This is a genomic window from Methylobacterium sp. 1030 (assembly GCF_040544715.1).
Classification (GTDB): Bacteria; Pseudomonadota; Alphaproteobacteria; order Rhizobiales; family Beijerinckiaceae; genus Methylobacterium.
This window is the reverse complement of sequence record NZ_JBEPKM010000022.1, coordinates 81440-100652: the sequence shown is the minus strand read 5'-3', so window position 1 is coordinate 100652 and position 19213 is coordinate 81440. Positions and strand designations below refer to the sequence as shown.

General features: G+C 73.7%; 15 protein-coding genes. 6 read left to right on the top strand and 9 right to left on the bottom strand.

Translation table 11 applies throughout. The features are described from left to right. Positions 1 to 407 precede the first annotated feature (407 nt). The gene (locus tag ABIC30_RS26605; protein WP_020092367.1) at positions 408 to 1313 is read left to right on the top strand and encodes an NAD(P)-dependent oxidoreductase; all 906 of its coding nucleotides are present in this window, start codon (positions 408 to 410) and stop codon (positions 1311 to 1313) included. Between the two features lie 60 nt (positions 1314 to 1373). Here the strand turns inward: ABIC30_RS26605 and ABIC30_RS26600 are convergent, their stop codons facing one another. The 3 genes from ABIC30_RS26600 to ABIC30_RS26590 form a co-directional block, all read right to left on the bottom strand. Continuing rightward, positions 1374 to 1610: a DUF6894 family protein gene (locus ABIC30_RS26600; RefSeq protein WP_020092366.1), complete on the bottom strand. Its 237-nt coding sequence runs from the start codon at positions 1608 to 1610 to the stop codon at positions 1374 to 1376. Between the two features lie 72 nt (positions 1611 to 1682). Next, positions 1683 to 3605, bottom strand: a complete 1923-nt coding sequence (locus ABIC30_RS26595) for an ABCB family ABC transporter ATP-binding protein/permease (protein ID WP_020092365.1) — start codon at positions 3603 to 3605, stop codon at positions 1683 to 1685. Between the two features lie 87 nt (positions 3606 to 3692). Further along, positions 3693 to 3887 (bottom strand): DUF1127 domain-containing protein, encoded by a 195-nt coding sequence (locus tag ABIC30_RS26590; RefSeq protein WP_354456367.1) that lies wholly within the window; start codon positions 3885 to 3887, stop codon positions 3693 to 3695. Between the two features lie 104 nt (positions 3888 to 3991). Here ABIC30_RS26590 and ABIC30_RS26585 point away from each other — a divergent pair, with 104 nt between their 5' ends. Continuing rightward, positions 3992 to 5326, top strand: coding sequence for an aminotransferase-like domain-containing protein (locus ABIC30_RS26585; RefSeq protein ID WP_020092363.1), 1335 nt, complete (start codon positions 3992 to 3994; stop codon positions 5324 to 5326). 10 nt (positions 5327 to 5336) lie between these two features. Here ABIC30_RS26585 and ABIC30_RS26580 read toward each other — a convergent pair whose 3' ends face one another. Then, positions 5337 to 6833 carry an Ig-like domain-containing protein gene (locus tag ABIC30_RS26580; RefSeq protein WP_020092362.1) on the bottom strand — a complete coding sequence of 499 codons (1497 nt, stop codon included), beginning with the start codon at positions 6831 to 6833 and terminating at the stop codon, positions 5337 to 5339. 227 nt (positions 6834 to 7060) lie between these two features. On the opposite strand from ABIC30_RS26580, the gene ABIC30_RS26575 reads away from it, so the two are divergent. From ABIC30_RS26575 to ABIC30_RS26565, 3 genes are all read left to right on the top strand, one after another. Beyond that, on the top strand, positions 7061 to 7657 hold the full coding sequence (locus ABIC30_RS26575) for an LOG family protein (RefSeq protein ID WP_020092361.1): 597 nt from the start codon (positions 7061 to 7063) through the stop codon (positions 7655 to 7657). Between the two features lie 34 nt (positions 7658 to 7691). After that, a complete protein-coding gene (locus ABIC30_RS26570; protein WP_020092360.1) occupies positions 7692 to 9470 on the top strand; it encodes a methanol/ethanol family PQQ-dependent dehydrogenase in 1779 nt (592 codons plus the stop codon). A 411-nt stretch (positions 9471 to 9881) separates the two neighbouring features. Then, positions 9882 to 13043, top strand: coding sequence for an autotransporter domain-containing protein (locus ABIC30_RS26565; protein ID WP_026604797.1), 3162 nt, complete (start codon positions 9882 to 9884; stop codon positions 13041 to 13043). Here ABIC30_RS26565 and ABIC30_RS26560 read toward each other — a convergent pair. Continuing rightward, positions 13027 to 13947 (bottom strand): LysR family transcriptional regulator, encoded by a 921-nt coding sequence (locus ABIC30_RS26560; RefSeq protein WP_020092358.1) that lies wholly within the window; start codon positions 13945 to 13947, stop codon positions 13027 to 13029. The genes ABIC30_RS26565 and ABIC30_RS26560 overlap by 17 nt on opposite strands. 92 nt (positions 13948 to 14039) lie before the next feature. On the opposite strand from ABIC30_RS26560, the gene ABIC30_RS26555 reads away from it, so the two are divergent. After that, positions 14040 to 14909: an aldo/keto reductase family oxidoreductase gene (locus ABIC30_RS26555; RefSeq protein ID WP_020092357.1), complete on the top strand. Its 870-nt coding sequence runs from the start codon at positions 14040 to 14042 to the stop codon at positions 14907 to 14909. A 158-nt stretch (positions 14910 to 15067) separates the two neighbouring features. Here the strand turns inward: ABIC30_RS26555 and ABIC30_RS26550 are convergent, their stop codons facing one another. The 4 genes from ABIC30_RS26550 to ABIC30_RS26535 form a co-directional block, all read right to left on the bottom strand. Then, the gene (locus tag ABIC30_RS26550; RefSeq protein WP_020092356.1) at positions 15068 to 16297 is read right to left on the bottom strand and encodes an ABC transporter substrate-binding protein; all 1230 of its coding nucleotides are present in this window, start codon (positions 16295 to 16297) and stop codon (positions 15068 to 15070) included. 262 nt (positions 16298 to 16559) lie between these two features. After that, the gene (locus ABIC30_RS26545) at positions 16560 to 17447 is read right to left on the bottom strand and encodes a beta-keto acid cleavage family enzyme (RefSeq protein ID WP_354456366.1); all 888 of its coding nucleotides are present in this window, start codon (positions 17445 to 17447) and stop codon (positions 16560 to 16562) included. An 18-nt stretch (positions 17448 to 17465) separates the two neighbouring features. Further along, positions 17466 to 18224: an SDR family NAD(P)-dependent oxidoreductase gene (locus ABIC30_RS26540; protein ID WP_020092354.1), complete on the bottom strand. Its 759-nt coding sequence runs from the start codon at positions 18222 to 18224 to the stop codon at positions 17466 to 17468. After that, positions 18221 to 19171, bottom strand: a complete 951-nt coding sequence (locus tag ABIC30_RS26535) for a 3-hydroxyacyl-CoA dehydrogenase family protein (protein WP_020092353.1) — start codon at positions 19169 to 19171, stop codon at positions 18221 to 18223. The genes ABIC30_RS26540 and ABIC30_RS26535 overlap by 4 nt, the downstream gene beginning before the upstream one ends. Between the last annotated feature and the right edge of the window lie 42 nt (positions 19172 to 19213).

Sequence of the window (19213 nt, the reverse complement as noted above, 5' to 3'; positions counted from 1 at the left end):
CGGCTGAGAGCCACCGACGCGGGCGCCGCCCCGTCCCCGGACCCGCACGGTCAGCCACCGGGCGGGCCCCCGAAGGACGCCCCGGGATCGCTCCCGGGCCGCCGCGGACAGGTGCGGTCAGGAAGCACAAAATAGGAACATTGTCAAGGAAAACTGAGCCGCGCCCCGGTCGACGCCCCTCTCCGTCATCGCGAGCGCAGCGAAGCGACCCAGGGCCGCGCGACGTCGTTGAGCGGGGCGCGACCCTGGCCCGCTCCGCTCCGCTCGCAAGGACGTCGGTGCCGAGAAGCCATCGGCCGTAATTCCAGGGCCGGGGCTGGAAGACGGCCCCGTCCGGCGACATGCTGGCGCGGCGCCTCCCCCGCACGGACAGGGGGCGCCCGGACACTCGGAACAGGGACACCCGCATGGCCGCGCGCCTCGCCCTCCTCGGCCTCGGCGCGATGGGGCACCCCATCGCCCGCAACCTCGCGGCCAAGCGGGGCTCCGACGCCGAGACGCTCGTCGCGATCGACACCGACCCGGCGCGCCTCGCCGGCCTCGCCGCGCCGGGCCTCGTCGCCACCACCGATCCCGGGCAGGCCGCCGGCGCCGACGTGCTGTTCCTGTGCCTGCCGAACGGCGACGCCGTCGAGGCGGCCCTCCTCGGGGACGGCGCCCTGGCGGAGCGCCTCGCCCCGGGGGCGGTCGTGGTCGACCTCAGCACCATCGCGCACGCCAAGGCCCTCACGGTCGGCCGCGCCGTGGCGGCGACCGGGCGCGCCTTCGTCGACGCGCCCGTCTCCGGCGCGCCGGCCGGCGCCGAGGCCGGGACGCTCACCGTGATGTGCGGCGGCGCGGCCGGGGCGGTCGCGCGGGTGCGCCCGCTCCTGGAGCGGATCGGCACGACAATCCTGCACATGGGCCCGGCCGGGTCCGGCCAGCTCACCAAGACGATCAACAACGTGCTCTACGACATCAACATCGCGGCGCTGGCCGAGGTGCTGCCGATGGCCGTCGCCATGGGGCTCGACCCGGATCAGGTCGCCCAGGTGGTCACGACGGGCACGAGCCAGAGCTACGCGGCGCAGTACTTCGTGCCGCGGATCCTCCGGGGTCAGTTCGACGAGGGCTACCCGATGGGGGCGGCCTACAAGGACCTCGTCGCCGCCGCGGCGGTCGCGGCGGAGAACGGCTTCCCGATGCCGGTCACGGCGGCCGCCACCGCCACCTACCAGACCGCCCTGCGCCAGGGCCACGGCGACCGGGACAAGGGCGCCATGGTGCTGCCGTTCGAGGACCTGCTCGGGGTCCGTGTGCGGTCGCGGCCGTAGGGGCCGGCCGTAGCGGCCATCGGGCGGTCGATCCCGACCGGCCCGCCCGCGCCCTGGATCTTACGGCAGCTCGAGCACGTCCCTCAGCGGCACGACCGCCAGGACCTGCCCCGACGCGTCGGCGATCTCGAAGACCTGCCCGGCCAGCACCGCGCCGTCGACCCGCTGGATCTCCAAGAGCGCCCGGGCGGAGCGCTCGGCCTCGGTGCGGGCGGCGTCGAGGTCGGGCAGGTCGGCGCCGTCGAGATCCTCGACCAGCCACTGACCGTCCCGGATGTGCAGGTAGAAGTGCGGCATAACCGCAGAACCGCGCTTACCGCCTCCGGTTGCGTCCCGGCCGCGTTGCGCGGACCGCGTGTGGCCTTTCGGTCACTCCGCGGCCTCGGTCTCCGGCACGGCGGCGTGGCCCGTCCGGGGCGGGAGCACCGGCGCGTCGGCGCGCTGGAGCACCTCCAGGGCGGCGTCGGCCTCCCGCTGGCGGTCCCAGAGCGCCGCGTAGACGCCCCCGGCCTCCAGCAACGCGGCGTGGGTGCCGCGCTCGACGATGCGGCCCTGGTCGAGGACCAGGATCGCGTCGGCGTTGACCACCGTCGACAGCCGGTGGGCGATCACCAGGGTGGTCCGGCCGCGGCTGACCCGGTCGAGCGCCGCCTGGATCTCGGCCTCCGTGAAGGAGTCGAGCGCCGAGGTCGCCTCGTCGAGGACCAGGATCGGCGGCGCCTTGAGGATCGTGCGGGCGATGGCGACCCGCTGCTTCTCGCCGCCCGAGAGCTTCAGGCCGCGCTCGCCCACCGGGGTGTCGTAGCCCTCCGGCAGCCCCGAGACGAAGCGGTCGATCTGGGCGAGGCGGGCCGCCTCCCGCAGCTCCGCGTCGGTGGCGTCGGCCCGGCCGTAGCGGATGTTGTAGCCGATCGTGTCGTTGAACAGCACCGTGTCCTGCGGGACCATGCCGATCGCCGCCCGGAGCGACGCCTGCGTCACCGCGGCGATGTCCTGCCCGTCGACGCTGATCCGGCCCCCTTGCGGCTCGTAGAACCGGAACAGCAGGCGCGAGAGCGTCGACTTGCCGGCGCCCGAGGGCCCGACCACCGCCACCGTCTGGCCCGCCGGGATCTCGAAGGTGACGCCGCGCAGGATCGGCCGCTCGGGATTGTAGGCGAAGCGCACGTCCTCGAACCGCACCGTGCCGCCCGCGACCGCGAGCGGGGCGGCGCCCGGCCGGTCGGCGATCTCGGGGTTCTGCCCGAGGATGCGGAACATGTCGTCGATGTCGATCAGCGCCTGTTTGATCTCGCGGTAGATCATGCCCATGAAGTTGAGCGGCATCGCGAGCTGCACCAGCATGGTGTTGGCGAGCACGAAGCCGCCGATCGTGGTGCGCCCGGCCAGGATGTCGCGCGCCGCGAGCCACATCACCACGGTCATGCCGAGCGTGAAGATCACCGCCTGCCCGGCATTGAGCACCGCCAGCGACACGTAGGTCTGCGTCGAGGCCTTCTCGTACTTGGCCATCGACTCGTCGTAGCGGCCGGCCTCCCGGGCTTCCGCGCCGAAATACTTCACCGTCTCGTAGTTGAGCAGCGAGTCGACCGCCTTGGTGTTGGCGTCGGTGTCGGAGGCGTTCATCCGGCGGCGGATCGCGATCCGCCACTCGGTCGCCTTGTAGGTGAAGGCCAGGTAGGCGGCGACCGTCAGGAACGCGGTCAGCGCGTAGGTCCAGTTGAACTCGTAGGCCAGCACGCCGAGCACCAGCACGAACTCGACGATGGTCGGCACCAGGGTCAGCACCATCAGGCGCGACAGCTCCTCGATGCCGGCGCGTCCGCGCTCCAGCACCCGGGTCAGGCCGCCGGTCTTGCGCTCTAGGTGGAAGCGCAGGGACAGGCGGTGCATGTGCTCGAAGGTCTGGAGCGCCAGCCGCCGCACCGCGTGCATCGCCACCTTGGCGAACAGCCCGTCGCGCACCTGCGTCAGCGCCGACATGGCGATCCGCGAGAGGCCGTAGAGGGCGATCAGCAGCATCGGCGCGGCGAGGAGGCCGGTCGGCACGGCCTCGTCCTTGCCGCCGACCGCGGCGACCAGCGCGTCGGTGATCCACTTGAAGGTGAACGGCGTCACCATGGTCACCAGCTTGGCGGCGAGCAGCAGGCCGAAGGCCAGGAAGACCCGGCGCTGAAGGTCGGGCCGGCCGTGGGGCCAGAGATGCGGCCAGAGCCGCCGGTAGGTGGCGATCAGGCCGGGGCGCTCGGCCGGGATCGGCGTCCCGGCCGCGGGCGCGGTGTTGTCGGTCATGAAGGGTTCTGCGGGGCGGGATGTCCTGGTCCCGCATATAGGCCCGCTGCCGCGCCGGAGCACCCGCGCTGCGTGCAGGCCCCCGCCTCACGCCCGCCAGAACGGCTTCGCGACCTCGGCGCGCAGGACCCAGGGCTCGAGGCCGGCGTCCCGGGCCTGGTCGGGGTGGAGCGCCGCCAGGGCGCGGCGGGTGCGGATCCGCTGCAGCCACGTGCGGAGCAGGGACGGGCGCGCGGTCGGACGCGTGACGGCGGACGAGGAGGACAGGGTGACGGCTTGCATCGCAGACGATCCGGTGGCGGGAAGGCAGTCCGGCCGGGATTGCTGGCGGAGCATTGATCCGATACAAAGATCGGATCAATCGAAACATTGACCTCGGAGCAATTATGCGCCCCGCGGATTACCGCACCGTCGCCGACGCGATCGCGGCCGACATCGCGGTGGGCCGGCTGCGCCCCGGCGCGCGGCTGCCGCCGCAGCGCGACTTCGCCTACGCGCGGGGCATCGCGGTCTCGACGGCGAGCCGGGTCTACGCCGAGCTGGCCCGCCGGGGGCTGGTGACCGGCGAGGTCGGGCGCGGGACCTACGTCCGCAGCGAGCCGGGGCGCGCCGGGTTGCTCCGCCCGGAGCCGCCCCCGGCCGCCCTCGACCTGCAGCGGACCCACTCGCGCCTGCCCGAGCAGGAGGTGGTCCTGGCCGAGACCCTGGCGGCGCTCGCCCGCGACGACGGCCAGATCGGCTTCACCCAGTACGGGCCCGCGGGCACGCCCTCGGCGCAGGCGATCGCCGCCGGGTTCCTGGCGCGGGCGGGCTACGCCCCCGATCCCGCCGACATCCTGTTCACCGGCAACGGCCGGCAGGCGCTGGCCGCCGCCCTGGCGGCCCTGGCGGCGCCCGGCGAGCGGATCGGCTGCGAGCCCCTGACCTATCCCGGGGTGAAGGGCATCGCGGCGCGGCTCGGGATCACGCTGATCCCGCTCGCCATGGACGCGGAGGGCGTCTGCCCCGAGGCGCTGCTCCAGGCCCACCGCGCGACCCCGCTGAGCGGCGTCTATCTCCAGCCGACCCTGCACAACCCCCTCGGCGCCACGATGGGGCCGGCGCGCCGGGCCGCCCTGGCGGAGGTGCTGGAGCGGACCGGGCTCACCGCCGTCGAGGACGCGGTCTACAGCTTCCTCGCCGAGGCGCCGCCGCTCGCCGGCCTCGCGCCGGACCGGGTGATCTTCGTGGACAGCCTGTCGAAGCGGGTGATGCCGGCGCTGACCGTCGGCCTGATCGCCGCGCCGCCTGCCCTCACCGACCGGCTCGCCGCCTCCGTCCGCCAGGGCGCCTGGACGGTGCTCGGCCTGTCGCTCGCGGCCGGCATGCACTGGATGGCGGGGGGCTCGGCGGCGGCGCTGGCCGAGGCCAAGCGCCGGGACGCCGCGGCCCGGCAGGCCCTCGCCCGGGCCGCGCTCGCCGACCTGCGGGTCGTGGGCGATCCGCAGGCCTACCACCTCTGGCTGGAACTGCCCGAGACGTGGCGGGCCGAGGCCTACGCGGCCGCGGCCCTGCGCCAGGGCATCGCCCTCTTGCCGGCCTCGTCCTTCGCGGTCCATCCCGGCCACGCGCCGAACGCGGTGCGCCTCGCCCTGGCCTCGCCGTCGCGGGAGGAGCTCGACCGGGCGCTGCGCGGCCTGCGCCGGCTGGCTTTCGCGGGCGACGACCAAGTGGTGGAGTAGGCGGCGCCGCTCAGCCGCGCTTGTCTGTGGGCAGCACGAAGATCTGGCCCGGGTAGATCAGGTCCGGATCGCGGATCTGGTTCTGGTTGGCGTCGTAGATCACCGTGTAGCGCTCGCCGCGGCCGTAGGTGCGCTGGCTGATCCGCCAGAGGTTGTCGCCGCGGGTGATCCGGGCGGTGCTGATCTCCGGCACGAACACCGCGCCGACCCGGTCCGGCTCCGCCATGTCGGCCGCCTGGGGGTTCGAGACGGCGGCCGGCGGCGAGGCCGCGGCCGGCCGGTCCCGGTCGGCACCGTCGCGCGCGGCCTGATCGGGGCCGGCGCGATCCCGCGCGCCGCTCTGGGCGGGCGACGGTCCGGACTCGGCGGTCTCCCGGGCGGCGACCTGCGTCGGCTCCGGCACCGACAGGGGGACCGCGGCGCGGCTGGCGACCTTGCCGGTGGCCGGATCGACCTGGTCGATCCGCACCTGGTACTGCCCGGGCTTGATCCCGCGCCCGATCGTGAAGGTCGCCCGGCCGTCCGGCCCGATGCTGCCCGGGGCGATCATCGTGTCGTTGAGGTAGAGCTGGATCCGCGCCCCCGGCGTGCCGGTGGCCGTCACGAACAGGCGGCCGTTCCCCTGCACGTCCACGCTGGCGATCCGGGTCGGCCCCGCCCCGGACGCCGCGGCCTCGCGGGTCTCCCCGCTCCCGGCCGGCCGGCCGGCCCGCGCCGCGTCGGCGTCCCGGGTACCCGGCTCGGAAGCCGGACCGGAGGATCTGGCGCCGCCCTTCGCGTCGGCCGTCGCGCCCGGCGCGCCGGGCTGCGACAGCACGACGGTCGCGGCGTCCGGGGCGGTCAGGGCCACGAGGGGCTGGCGGTCCCGGCCGGGGGCCACGTCCACCGCGACGCTCTGCTGCGACTCGGACGCGCGCCCGTCCGCGCCGGTCATGCGCAGGCGGAGCGTGCTGGCGCCCGTCGGCAGGGCCGGCGGCACGATCGCGAACTGACCGTTGGAATCGGCCTTCGCCCGGGCCACGGGCTTGCCGTCGACCAGCATCTCGATCGCGGCGTCCGGCGCGCCGCGGCCGGCCACCACGGCGTCGCCGTTCGGCTCGACGCGGACGATGTCGAAGCGCGGCGCCTCAGCCGCATCCGGCAGGCGCGCGTCCTGGCCCGGACCGGCCTGCTGCGCCCCGGCGGTGCCGGCCTGCGGCGCCCCGGGGGTGCCGGCGCGGGGGGCCTGCGGGAGCGCCGCCACGGGGCCCTCCCCCGGCGCCGGGCTCGCCCGGCCCGGCTTGTCGTCGCGGAAGTCGATCGTCGGGTCGGCGCGGCCGGCCAGGGCGCCCGGATCGGCGAGGCTGCGCAGGCTGCCGCTCGGCGCCGACGACGCGGACGGCTCGGGACCACCGCGGCCGGTGAGCCGCCGCAAGGAGTCGCCGCCGAACAGCGCCAGCACGAGTCCCAGTCCGCCGAGAAGGCCGGCCAGCGCCAGGGCGAGACTGCGCCGCACCTGTCTCGACATCGCCACGAAGGCCTCCCCTCATCCTGCCGCCGCCCGGCGGGCGGCCGTCCGCCCGCGCGAAAAGCCGTCGACGGCGCCGCCCATAATACCGTACATGGTCCCCACACCAAGCCGTCCTGCCGCCCAGGCGGGTGAATCCCACGCGAATTCAGCAGTTTGGCACGTGGAGTGCTGGGCGCGGGGCGCGATCTGGACGGCTCGCAACGGACGCGCGAGGAGGACGCCGGATGGCTCCGGTGAGGACAGTCTGTGTCTATTGCGGCTCCGGCTTCGGCCGCGACCCGGCCTTCCGCGAGGCCGCCGAGATCCTCGGGACCGCGGTCGCGCAGGCCGGGATGGGCCTCGTCTACGGCGGCGGCGATGTCGGGCTGATGGGCACGGTGGCGCGGGCGGCGCTCGCCGCCGGCGGCCACGTCACCGGCATCATCCCGGACTTCCTCCAGGCGCGCGAGCACATGCTGGCGGACATCCAGGAGACCGTGGTGGTCTCCGACATGCACACCCGCAAGCGCCTGATGTTCGAGCGCTCGGACGCGTTCGTGACCCTGCCGGGCGGCATCGGCACCCTGGAGGAGCTGGTCGAGCAGCTGACCTGGGCGCAGCTCGGGCGCCACCGGAAGCCGGTGGTGCTGGTCTCGGTGGCGGAGTTCTGGGCGCCGCTGCTGGCCCTGTTCGAGCACATGCGCGGCCACGGCTTCATCCGCGAGGGCCTGGACCTGAGCTACCTCGTCGCGCGCGAGGCGGCCGAGGTGGTGCCGATGCTCCGCGCGGCCGGCCACGAGCCGGACCCCCAGGCCGAGAGCATCGTCCAGCAGCGCATGTAGGTGCGCGCGCCGCGCGGCGATGAGGATCACGAGGATGCGTGCGTCGATGCGTGCTTCACTGCTCGCGGCCCTGCCGCTCGCCGGCCTCGCCTCCGCGGCGGCGGCCGGCCCGTCGCCGGTCCTGCAGACCCTGGACTACGCCAACACCCGCTACTCGGCCCTCGACCAGATCGACGCCGGCAATGTCGGGCGCCTGAAGGTCGCCTGGACCTTCTCCACCGGCGTCCTGCGCGGCCACGAGGGTGCGCCGATCGTGGTCGGACACCTGATGTTCGTGCACACGCCGTTCCCCAACGTGGTCTACGGCCTCGACCTCGACCGGGGCGGGAGGATCCTGTGGCGCTACGCACCGCGGCAGGACGCGAGCGTCATCGCCGTGATGTGCTGCGACACGGTCTCCCGGGGGCTCGCCTACGCGGACGGGCGGTTGTTCCTCCAGCTGGCCGACACCACCGTGGTGGCGCTCGACCCCGAGACCGGCCGGGTGCTGTGGTCGGTGAGGAACGGCGACCCGGGCCGGGGCGAGACCAACACCGCCACGGTCCTGCCGGTGCGCGGCAAGCTCATCGTCGGGCTCGCGGGCGGCGAGTACGGGGCGCGCTGCCACGTGACGGCCTACGACCAGGCGACGGGCCGGCGGCTCTGGCGCGCCTACGCCACCGGGCCGGACGCCGACATGCTGGTCGATCCGGAGAGGACCACCGCGCTCGGGCGCCCGGTCGGCCGCGATTCCTCGCTCAAGAGCTGGGAGGGCGACCAGTGGCGGACCGGCGGCGCCTGCAGCTGGGGCTGGTTCTCCTACGATCCGGACCTGAACCTCGTCTATTACGGCACCGGCAATCCCTCGACCTGGAACCCGAACCAGCGCCCGGGCGACAACCGATGGGCGCAGGCGATCATCGCCCGCGACGCCGATACGGGCATCGCCCGCTGGGTCTACCAGATGACCCCCCACGACCAGTGGGACTACGACGGCGTCAACGAGATGATCCTCACCGAGCAGGTGATCGACGGCCGCGCCCGGAAGGTGCTGACTCATTTCGACCGCAACGGCTTCGGCTACACGCTGGACCGGGCCACCGGCGCGCTGCTGGTGGCGGAGAAGTTCGACCCCACGGTGAACTGGGCCAGCCGGATCAGCGTGGATCCCGCCGCGCCCGATTACGGAAAGCCGGTGGTCGACAAGCGCTACGCCCCCGGCGAGGCCGACGAGGACGAAGCAACCAAAAATATCTGTCCCGGGGCGCTCGGTGCCAAGAACCAGCAGCCGGCCGCCTACTCGGCCAAGACGCGGCTGTTCTACGTGCCGACCAACCACATGTGCATGGATTACGAGGCGTTCCGGGTCACCTACACGCCCGGCCAGCCCTATGTCGGCGCGACGCTCACCCTGCACCCGCCCGAGGGCTCGGACCGGACCGGGGCGTTCATCGCCTGGGACGGCGCGAAGGGCCGGATCGCCTGGACGATCCCGGAGCCGTTCTCGGTCTGGTCGGGGGCGCTCGCCACGGCGGGCAACGTGGTCTTCTACGGCACGCTGGAGGGCTACCTGAAGGCGGTCGATGCCCGGGACGGGCACGAGCTGTACCGGTTCAAGACCCCGTCCGGGATCGTCGGCAACGTCACCACCTACCTGCACGGCGGCAAGCAGTACGTCGCGGTGCTGTCCGGGGTCGGCGGCTGGGCCGGGATCGGCCTGGCGGCCGGGCTGACCGACCCCGCGGACGGTTCGGGGGCGGTGGGGGGCTACGCGGCCCTGTCGCAGTACACGGCGCCGGGCGGGCAGCTCACGGTGTTCGAACTGCCGCAGTGAGCCGCCCCGGCGGCGTCCGCACGCGCCGCCGGGCGATTCGCACGGCATCTCCCCGACCTTCCGAGGCGCTCCCGCGCCGGGTCTGGCTGGACGCATCCCGGGCCACCTCTCCTGTCCCGCATGACCCCGTCACCGGCGCCGGTGGCCGGCCTCGGGCGGGCCTATCCAGATGCGGCCGCGCCGCTCACGGCGATCGATGACCGGTCAGAAGTGCTGTTCGGGCAAATTCAGAAGTAAAAATTCCAATTTCTCAAACATAGCTATAAGAAATAAGCCGCCTCACAGAGTGTTGCTCAGAGGATACGAATCGAAAATGCGTCCGATTTTGAACGAACTATGACGATCTGACCTCGATGATCTTGGATATGGGGCGCGCGACCGGCCGGACGGGGCGGTGTCGGGGAGCGCGTCATGACACGAGGATATGGGGTCTCACTCGCCGCGCTGGCGGTCGTGCTGCTCGGTCCGGGCGCCCAGGCGCAGACGGCCGGCAACGGCGTCGACATCCTGTCGGGTTTCCGGCGGATCTGGATCCCCGGACGGACCTACGACACCGGATCGCCCACGGCGCTCGGGGCGCCCCTCCTGCTGCGCAACATCCAGATCGTCGCCGAGCGGGCGCGGGAGCGGACCGGCGCGCAGGAGATCGCCGCCTATTACGACGACCGCCGCAACCAGAGCTACAGCGTCATCGACGGCCTCGGGCCGCTGACGCGGGCCTATCTGGCGGGATCGGGGGCGACCACCACGATCCCGGCCTTCGACGCGACCACGTCGCGCGTGCAGTACGTTGACCAGGGGACCGGTGCCGGCGTGACGACGTCGCCCCTCGGGAAGGTCGTGCAGCTGGTCAACGCGTTCCGGACCAACGCCTCCACCGGCCCGGCCAAGGACGCCTACAGCTATCCGCGCCCCTGGCGGCAGAGCCTGGACGGCCAGAGCCTCGGCCTCGTCGTGCCGCCCTCCCTTGGGCCGGAGAAGAGCCCGACCCCCGCGACGGATGGCGGCTTCCCGAGCGGCCACACCAACGCCGCCTATCTCTCGGCCCTCGCCCTGGCCTACGCGGTCCCGCAGCGTTTCCAGGAACTGCTCACCCGCGCGAGCGAGCTCGGCGACAACCGGATCGAGGCGGGCATGCACTCGCCCACCGACGTGATCGGCGGCCGCGTGCTGGCGACCTACTTCGCCATCCGGGCACTCAACGATCCCGCGAACGCGGCCCTGCTGGGCGAGGCCTTCGCGCAGGCGCAGAGCTACCTGAGCCAGGCCTGCGGCGGCCCGCTGGAGCGGTGCGCCCACGCGCCCGTGGATCCGGCCACCGACCGGTTCTCCGATTACGCGCGCAACAAGGCCGCCTACACGGCGCGCCTGACCTACGGCCTGCCACCGGTCGGGCCCACGGACCGTCCGCCGGTGGTCCCGGCGGGTGCCGAGGCGCTGCTCGCGACCCGCTTTCCCTACCTCACGGCGGCGCAGCGCCGCGACGTGATCGCGACCACGGAGCTGCCCTCCGGCGGCTTCCTCGACAACGGGCTGGGCTACGACCGCATCAACCTGTTCGCCGCCGCCGACGGCTACGGCGCCTTCAACGGCACGGTCACCGTCACGATGGACGCGGCCCGGGGCGGGTTCTCGGCCTACGACGTCTGGCGCAACGGCATCGGCGGCGCGGGCGGCCTCGTGAAGCTCGGCAGCGGGACGCTGGTCCTGACCGGCGCCAACACCTACGCGGGCGGTACGACGATCGGCGGCGGGACGCTCGTCGGCCATGCCGGCGCCTTCGGCACGGGCGCCATCGTCGACGACGCGGCGCTCGTCGTGGATCAATCGACCGACGGGACGCTGGCCAACGCCGTCTCGGGCTCCGGGACCCTCACCAAGACCGGGGCGGGCACCCTCACGCTCACCGGGCTCAGCACGCTGACGGGCGCCACCGCGGTGCAGGCCGGTCGGCTCGTCGTGAACGGCGGCCTCGCCCACTCGGTCGTGTCGGTGCTGCCGGGGGCCGAGCTCGGCGGCTCGGGCACGCTGGGCGGGATCGTCGCGCTCGCGGGCGCCACGGTGGCGCCGGGCAATTCCATCGGCACGCTCACGGTCGCCGGCAACGTCGGCTTGGCGCCGGGGTCGACCTACCGGGTCGAGGCCGACGCCGCCGGCCGGGCCGACCGGATCGCCGCCACCGGCACCGCCACCCTGTCGGGCGGCACCGTCCAGGTGCGCGCCGCCTCCGGCGCCTACAACCCGCGCACCACCTACACGATCCTCTCCGCCGCCGGCGGCGTCTCCGGCCGGTTCGCCGGCGTGACCGCGAACCTCGCCTTCCTCACCCCGGGCCTGCGCTACCGGACCGACGCGGTCGACCTGACGCTCACCCGCAACGACGTGCCCTTCGCCGCCAGCGCTACCTCGCGCAACGGCGCGGCCGCCGCCAACGCGATCCAGGCGATCGGCGCCGGCCGGCTCTACGACGCGGCGGTCGCCTTCACGGCCAACGAGGCCGGCAGCGGCTTCCGGGCGCTGGCCGGCGACATCCACGCCGGCACCGTGTCCACCGCCTACGAGACCGCCTTCTTCGTGCGCGAGGCGGTGCTCGACCGCCTGCGCTGGGGCGATCCCGGTGCCGGGCTCGACGCCGGCGCCCTGCCGGCCGCCGACGCGGCCGACCGGCCCGGCCGGGCCCCGGTGGTGGCGACTGTGCCGGTGCGCACCCTCGACCCGCAGGTGTTCGGGCTCTGGGGCCAGGGCCTCGGCGCCCTCGGCACGGCCGATGGCGGCGGCAACGCGTTCGACCTCGACCGGCAGATCGCCGGCTTCGCGGCCGGCGCGGACGTGCGGCTCCCCAGCGGGCTGCGCTTCGGCGCGGTCGGGGGCTACACGGAGGCCTTCCTCGACAGCGCCGGCCGGGCGGGCGGCGCAAGCCGGGCGGAGAGCGCGACGCTCAGGAGCGGGTTCGGCGGCCTGTACGGCGGCTACGAGCTCGGCCCGCTGTCGCTGCGGCTCGGCGCGCTCTACGCCGACACGGACGCGCGCACCCGCCGCGCGGTGCAGTACGGCCTGGCCGACACGCTGAGCGGGCACGGCGGCGGCTCCACGGTGCAGGGCTTCGGCGAGATCGGCTGGAGGATCGCGCTGGGCACGCCGGCGGCGCGCTTCGTCGAGCCGTTCGCGGGCGGGGCCTATGTCGGCATCCGGCGCGGCGCCTTCGCGGAGGCCGGGGGCGCGGCGGCGCTGGCGAGCTTCGCGCGGGACTACGACCTCGGCGCGGCGACGGTGGGCGTGCGGGCGCAGGCGCGCCTGGACCTGGGCCTCGGCCTGCCGGTGACGCTGCGCGGTCTCGTCGGCTACCGGCGCGCGTTCGGCGACGTCGTGCCGACGGCTCTGCTGGCCTTCGGGGCGGGCGGCCCGGCCTTCCTGAGCGCGGGCGTGCCGATCGCCCGGGACGCGCTGGTGGCGCAGGTGGGCCTGGACCTGGCGGTGGCGCCGGACGCGAGCCTGGGCGTGGCCTACACGGGCCAGACCGGAGCCCGCGCCCAGGACCAGGCCGTGACGGGCCGCTTCACCCTCCGGTTCTAGCGCGCGACGCCTGCGCGCCGACGAAGTCCACGAAGGCGCGCAGCGGCGCCGGCAGGTGCCGCCGGCCGGGATAGTACAGGAACGGGCCGGAGAAGACCTGCCACCAGGGCTCCAGCACCGGCTCCAGGGCGCCGCTGTCGAGATGCGGCCGCAGCCAGTCCTCGAACAGGTGGACGATCCCGGTGCCGGCGACCGCCGCCTCGACCGCGAGGTCACTGGCGGCGACCCGCACGATCAGCGGGCCGGACGGGTCCACCCGGACGATGGTGCCGTCGCGCTCGAACTCCCACGGCGCCGTCAGGGCGCCGCTGGGGAAGCGCCCGAGCAGGCAGGCGTGCTCCAGGAGATCCCGCGGATGGTCCGGCCGGCCGCGCTTCTCGAGATAGGCCGGGGCCGCCGCGGTGGCGAAGCGCTGCCGCCGCGGGCCGATCGGCACGGCGATCATGTCCTGCTCCAGCCGCTCGTCGTAGCGGATGCCGGCGTCGCAGCCCGCCGCCAGCACGTCCACGAACCCGTCCTCGACCACCACTTCCAGGCGGATCTCCGGGTAGGCCGCCAGGAAGGGCGGCACGAGGGCCGGCAGCACCAGCCGGGCAGCGCTCAGCGGCACGTTGAGCCGGAGCGTGCCCGCGGGACGGTCGCGGAACCCGTTCACCACGTCGAGGGCGGATTCCACCTCGGCGAGCGCCGGCCCGAGCCGCTCCAGCAGGCGGGCCCCCGCCTCGGTCGGCGCGACGCTGCGGGTGGTGCGGTTCAGGAGGCGTACGCCGAGCCCCGCCTCCAGCCGGCGCACCGCCTCGCTGAGGCTCGACGCGCTCCCGCCGCTCGCCCGGGCGCCGTCGCGAAAACCGCCGGCCCGCGCCACGGTCACGAAGGCGGCGAGGTCCGTGAGATCCTGGGACATCGTTCGGGAATCCGCACAGGCCGTGCCGATTGTCACGGCTTATCGACGCAAAAACGGGCGTCTACATCCGGGCCACCAACAGGAGATTTGCCATGACCGATCTCGCGCAGGCCGAGACCTTCCAACTCGGCGACCGCACCGTGAAGCGCCTGGGCTACGGGGCCATGCAGCTCGCCGGGCCGGGCGTGTTCGGGCCGCCCAAGGACCGCGCGGCCGCGGTCGCGGTGCTGCGCGCGGCCGTGGCGGCGGGGGTCGACCACATCGACACGAGCGACTTCTACGGGCCGCACGTCACCAACCAGATCATCCGCGAGGCGCTGCACCCCTATCCGGACGGGCTCGTGATCGTCACCAAGGTCGGCGCCGAGCGCGGGGCCGACGCCTCGTGGAACCCGGCCTTCTCGGCCGAGGACCTCACCCGGGCGGTCCACGACAACCTGCGCAACCTCGGCGTCGACGCCCTCGACGTGGTCAACCTGCGCCTGATGTTCGACGTCCACGGCCCCGCGGAAGGCTCGATCGAGGCGCCGCTGACGGTGCTGGCGGATCTCCAGCGCCAGGGGCTGATCCGCCGGATCGGCCTGAGCAACGCGACGCCCCGGCAGGTCGCGGACGGGCGGCGGATCACCGACATCGTCTGCGTGCAGAACCAGTACAATCTCGCCCATCGGGGCGACGACGCCTTCGTCGACGATCTGGCGGCGGCCGGGATCGCCTACGTGCCGTTCTTCCCCCTGGGCGGGTTCAGCCCGCTGCAGTCGGACACCCTGTCGGCGGTGGCGGCCGGGCTGGGCGCGACGCCCATGCAGGTGGCGCTGGCGTGGCTGCTGCGCCGGTCGCCCAACATCCTGCTGATCCCGGGGACGTCGTCCCTCGGCCACCTCCGCGAGAACCTCGCGGCGGCCACGCTCGCGCTCCCGGATGAGGCGATGGCGGCGCTGGATCGGATCGGGGCGGCGTGAACGGTTTCCGTCCGGACGCTTCGGTTGGAGGCTCCCTCACCGTCACCACGAGCGCAGCGACGTGACCCAGGGCAGCGCGACGACGGTCGGCGTCGCGCCGTCTGGATCGCTTCGCTCCGCTCGCAAGGACGGCGGTGCGGAAAGGAGCGACCCGAGGCCTACTTCGCCGTCATGCCGGCCACCATCGGGCAGCCGCCCTCGCTCATCGGGCGGAAGGCCTGCTCGGCCGGGATCGTCTCCAGCACCTTGTAGAGATCCCACGCGCCCTTCGACTCGGACGGCGCCTTGGCCTCGAACAGGTACATCGGGTGGATCTTGCGCCCGTCCGGCCGGATCGTGCCCTTGCCGAACAGCGGGTCGTCGGTCGGCATCTCCTTCATCTTGGCGACCACGGCGGCGCCGTCCTTGGCCGAGTGCAGGGCCGCCACCGCCTTCAGGTAGTGCAGCGTGCTGGCGTAGACGCCCGCCTGGTACGAGGTCGGCTTCTTGCCGGGCATGCGCTTCTCGAACCGCTCCGCGAAGGCCCGGGTGCCGTCGTTGAGGTCCCAGTAGAACGAGGCGGTGAAGGCGAGGCCCTGCGCCACGTCCAGGCCCAGCGAGTGGATGTCGGTGATGGCGATCAGCAGGGCGGCGAGCGTCTGGCCGCCCTGGCGGATGCCGAACTCGTGCGCCTGCTTGATGGCGTTGGCGGCGTCGAGCCCGGCATCGGCGAGCCCGATCACCTGCGCGCCCGAGGCCTGGGCCTGGAGCAGGAACGAGGAGAAGTCCGGGTTCGGGAACGGCGTGCGCACGCCGCCGACGACCTTGCCGCCGTTCTTCTCCACCACCGCCTTGGTGTCGCGCTCCAGGGCGAGGCCGAAGGCGTAGTCGGCGGTGATGAAGTACCAGGACTTGCCGCCACGCTTGAGGATGGCCTTGCCGGTGCCGTTGGCCAGCGCCGCGGTGTCGTAGGTCCAGTGCACGGTGTTGGGCGTGCAGGCCGGGCCGGTGAGGTCGGCGGTGCCGCCGCCCGAGTTGATGAACGCCTTGTTCTTCTCCTTGGTGATCTGCGCGATGGCGAGCGCCACCGAGGAGGTCGGCACGTCGAACACCGCGTCGACGCCGTCGCGGTCGTACCATTGCCGGGTGATCGAGGCGCCGACATCGGGCTTGTTCTGGTGGTCGGCGGCGACGACCTCGACCTTCAGCCCGTGTTCCTCCGGCTTGAAGTCCTCGACCGCCATGCGGGCGGCCACCACCGAGCCCTCGCCGGTGGAGTCGAAGTAGACGCCGGAGCGGTCGTTCAGCACGCCGATCTTCACCGGCACGAGGTCGGCCGCGAGCGCCGCGCCGGCGCCGAGCGCGCACAAGCTCCCGAGCAGCGCCGCGGCGCGGTGGCGGAGCGTCATGTCTCTCTCCCTGTCGTGTCCACCCGGCGGCGTTGATCGCCGCTCGGAATGTTTCCGAAGGCAGAGTATCCGCGGCGGTCCGCGGCTGGAACGGGTGCGCGTGAGGATGCCGGCGATCCGTCAGGGGCAGCCCTCGCGAGGTGCTGCCCCCGTCTTTGCGAGCGGAGCGAAGCAATCCAGCAGCACCACGCTCGCCGAGGTCGCGCTGCCCTGGGTCGCTTCGCTGCGCTCGCGATGACGGGGAGCGGCGGCGATCGGCCTCTCAACCGCCCCGCGGCGTCAATCCAAACATCGCCCGCGCCTGATCGGGCGTGGCCGGCTCCCGGTCGATGTGGGCCAGCAGGCTCACCGCCTTCTCCACCAGGGCGGCGTTGCTCGGCGCGAGCGTGCCTCGGGACAGGTACAGGTTGTCCTCCAGCCCGACGCGGACGTTGCCGCCCATGCCGGCGGCGACCGCGAGGATCGGGAACTCCTCCCGGCCGATGCCGAAGGCTGACCAGACCGCGTCCTCCGGCAGTCGGGCGCGCATCGCCACGAGGGCCTCCGGCGTCGCGGGCGCCCCCCAGGGGATGCCGAGGCAGATCTGGAACAGCGGCGGGCGCGCCAGATGCCCCTCGGCGATCAGGTGCCGGGCCAGCTCGATCTGGCCGAGATCGAACACCTCGATCTCGGGCTTCACGCCCGCGTCGCGGATGTGGCCCGCCATCGCCCGCAGGTGGCCGGGGGTGTTGAGGAACAGGTGCTCGCCGAAATTCATCGTGGCGATGTCGAGGGTGCAGATCTCCGGCCGCAGCGCCCCGACATGCCGGGTGCGGGCCTCCGGTCCCACGAAGGTCGTGCCCGGGCCGGCGACCCACGGGTTGGGGTCGCCCGGCACGAACCGGCCTCCCGCCCCCGTGGTCAGGTTGAGGATCACGGCGTCGTTCTTCTCGCGGATCCGCTCCACCACCTCGCGGTAATGGGCGAGCTCCATGCTCGGCGCGGCCGTCTCGGGGTCGCGGACGTGGATGTGGACCACGGCCGCCCCGGCGGCGGCGGCCTCGAGGGCTGACTGCGCGATGGCCTCCGGGCTCACCGGCACGGCCGGGTTCTTCCGCGGCGTGTCGAAGGAGCCCGTGAGGGCGCAGGTGATGACGGTCGTGCTCGCCATGTTTGTGCTCCCCGAGCGTCAGATCGCTCCGCCGTCGACCGTGATGGTCTCGCCGGTGATGTAGGCCGCGCCCGCGCCCAGGAAGAAGATCGTCTCGGCGATGTCCTCCGGGCGGGCCATGCGGCCGAGCATCGTGCGCCCCACGGTCGAGGCCTTGCGCTCCTCCGACCAGGGCTCGGTCCAGGGCGTGGCGACGAGGCCGGGCGCCACCGCGTTGACGCGCACGTCCGGCGCCAGCGCCCGGGCGAGGCTGCGGGTCAGGTTGATCAGTCCGGCCTTGCTCGCCGAGTAGGCGACCGACGAGCCGCGCCGCCCGAGGCCGGCCACCGACGCGGTGTTGACGATGGCGCCGCGGCTCGCCTTGAGGGTCGCGGCCGCGGCCTTCGCGCAGCGGAACGGCCCGAGCAGGTTGGTCGCCAGGATCGTGGCCCAGAAATCCTCGGTCATCGCGTCGAGGTCCTCGAAGGCGATGGGCGTGGTCGTGCCCGACGTGCCGGCATTGTTGACGAGCACGTCGAGGCCACCGAGCCGGTCGATGCCGGCCGCCACCATCGCCTCGGCCTCGCCCGCCCGCGACACGTCGCCGGGCAGCGCGATCACCGAGAATCCGGCGCCGGCGAGCCGGGCGGCCTCTTCGGGGCCGCGGGGATCGTCCGGCAGGTGGTTCAGCGCCACGGTGGCGCCGTTGCGGGCGAAGATCGCGACGGTCGCGAGCCCGATCCCCGACGAGGCTCCGGTGACGAGGACGCGCCGTCCGGACAGGTCCGCTCCGATCATGATCCCTCCATCCGGCCGATCCCGGCCATCGCCGCCTTGAGCGCCAGGAGCTTGCGGTCGCGTTCGCGGAACAGCTCTTCCGGCGGCCGCCCGCCCCAGTCGAAATAGCCCTTGCCGGCCATCACCCCGGTCCGGCCCTCGGCGCAGAGGGCGTCGAGGGTCTCGGAGCGGGTGCGAGGCGGCGGCGGCGCGTAGCTGCCGTTGGCGAGCGCCCGCTGCGTCAGCTCCAGGCCGGTGAAGTCCGCCTTGGCGAGGTGGCCGAGGATCGGGATGCGCAAGGCGAGCCCGTGGATGATCGCGTCGTCGATGTCCTTCGGCGCGGCGACGTCCTCGTCGAGGAGCCGGAACACCTCGGCGCTGATCGCCTGCTGGATGCGGTTGGCGACGTAGCCCGGGATGAAGCGCTTCAGCACGATCGGGACCTGGCCCAGGCCGCGCACGAACTCGGCCATGGCGGCGACGACCGCCGGGTCCGTGCCGGGCCCCGGCACCACGTCGACGAGGTCGACGATGTAGGGCGGCGTGTACCAGTGCAGGATCAGCGCCCGCGCCTGCCGGGCTTCCGGGATCAGCGGGAAGACGTCGAGGTAGCTGGTGTTGCTGGCGAGGATCGCGTCGGCCGGGCAGAGCCGGTCCAGCTCGGAGAAGAGCGCGCGCTTGGCCTCCGGGTTCTCGGTGATCGCCTCGATCACGAGGCCGGCGCCCGAGACCGCCGCGTCGAGCGCCGCCTCGACCCGGACGGCCCGGGCGAGCCGCGCGGCATCCCAGCCCTCCGGGGCGGCGCCGGCCTCCCGCAGGGTCGCGAGGGCGGATTCCATCAGGCCGGGGATCCGCGCCCGGGTCTCGGGCCGCGTGTCGGTGATCCGCACGCCGTGGCCGGCGAGCGCCAGCACCAGGGCGATGCCGTGCCCCATCACGCCGCCGCCGACGATCGCGATCTCGCCCATGCCGCACGCTCCTGTCCCTGCCCCGGGCTCCTCTCGCGGGAA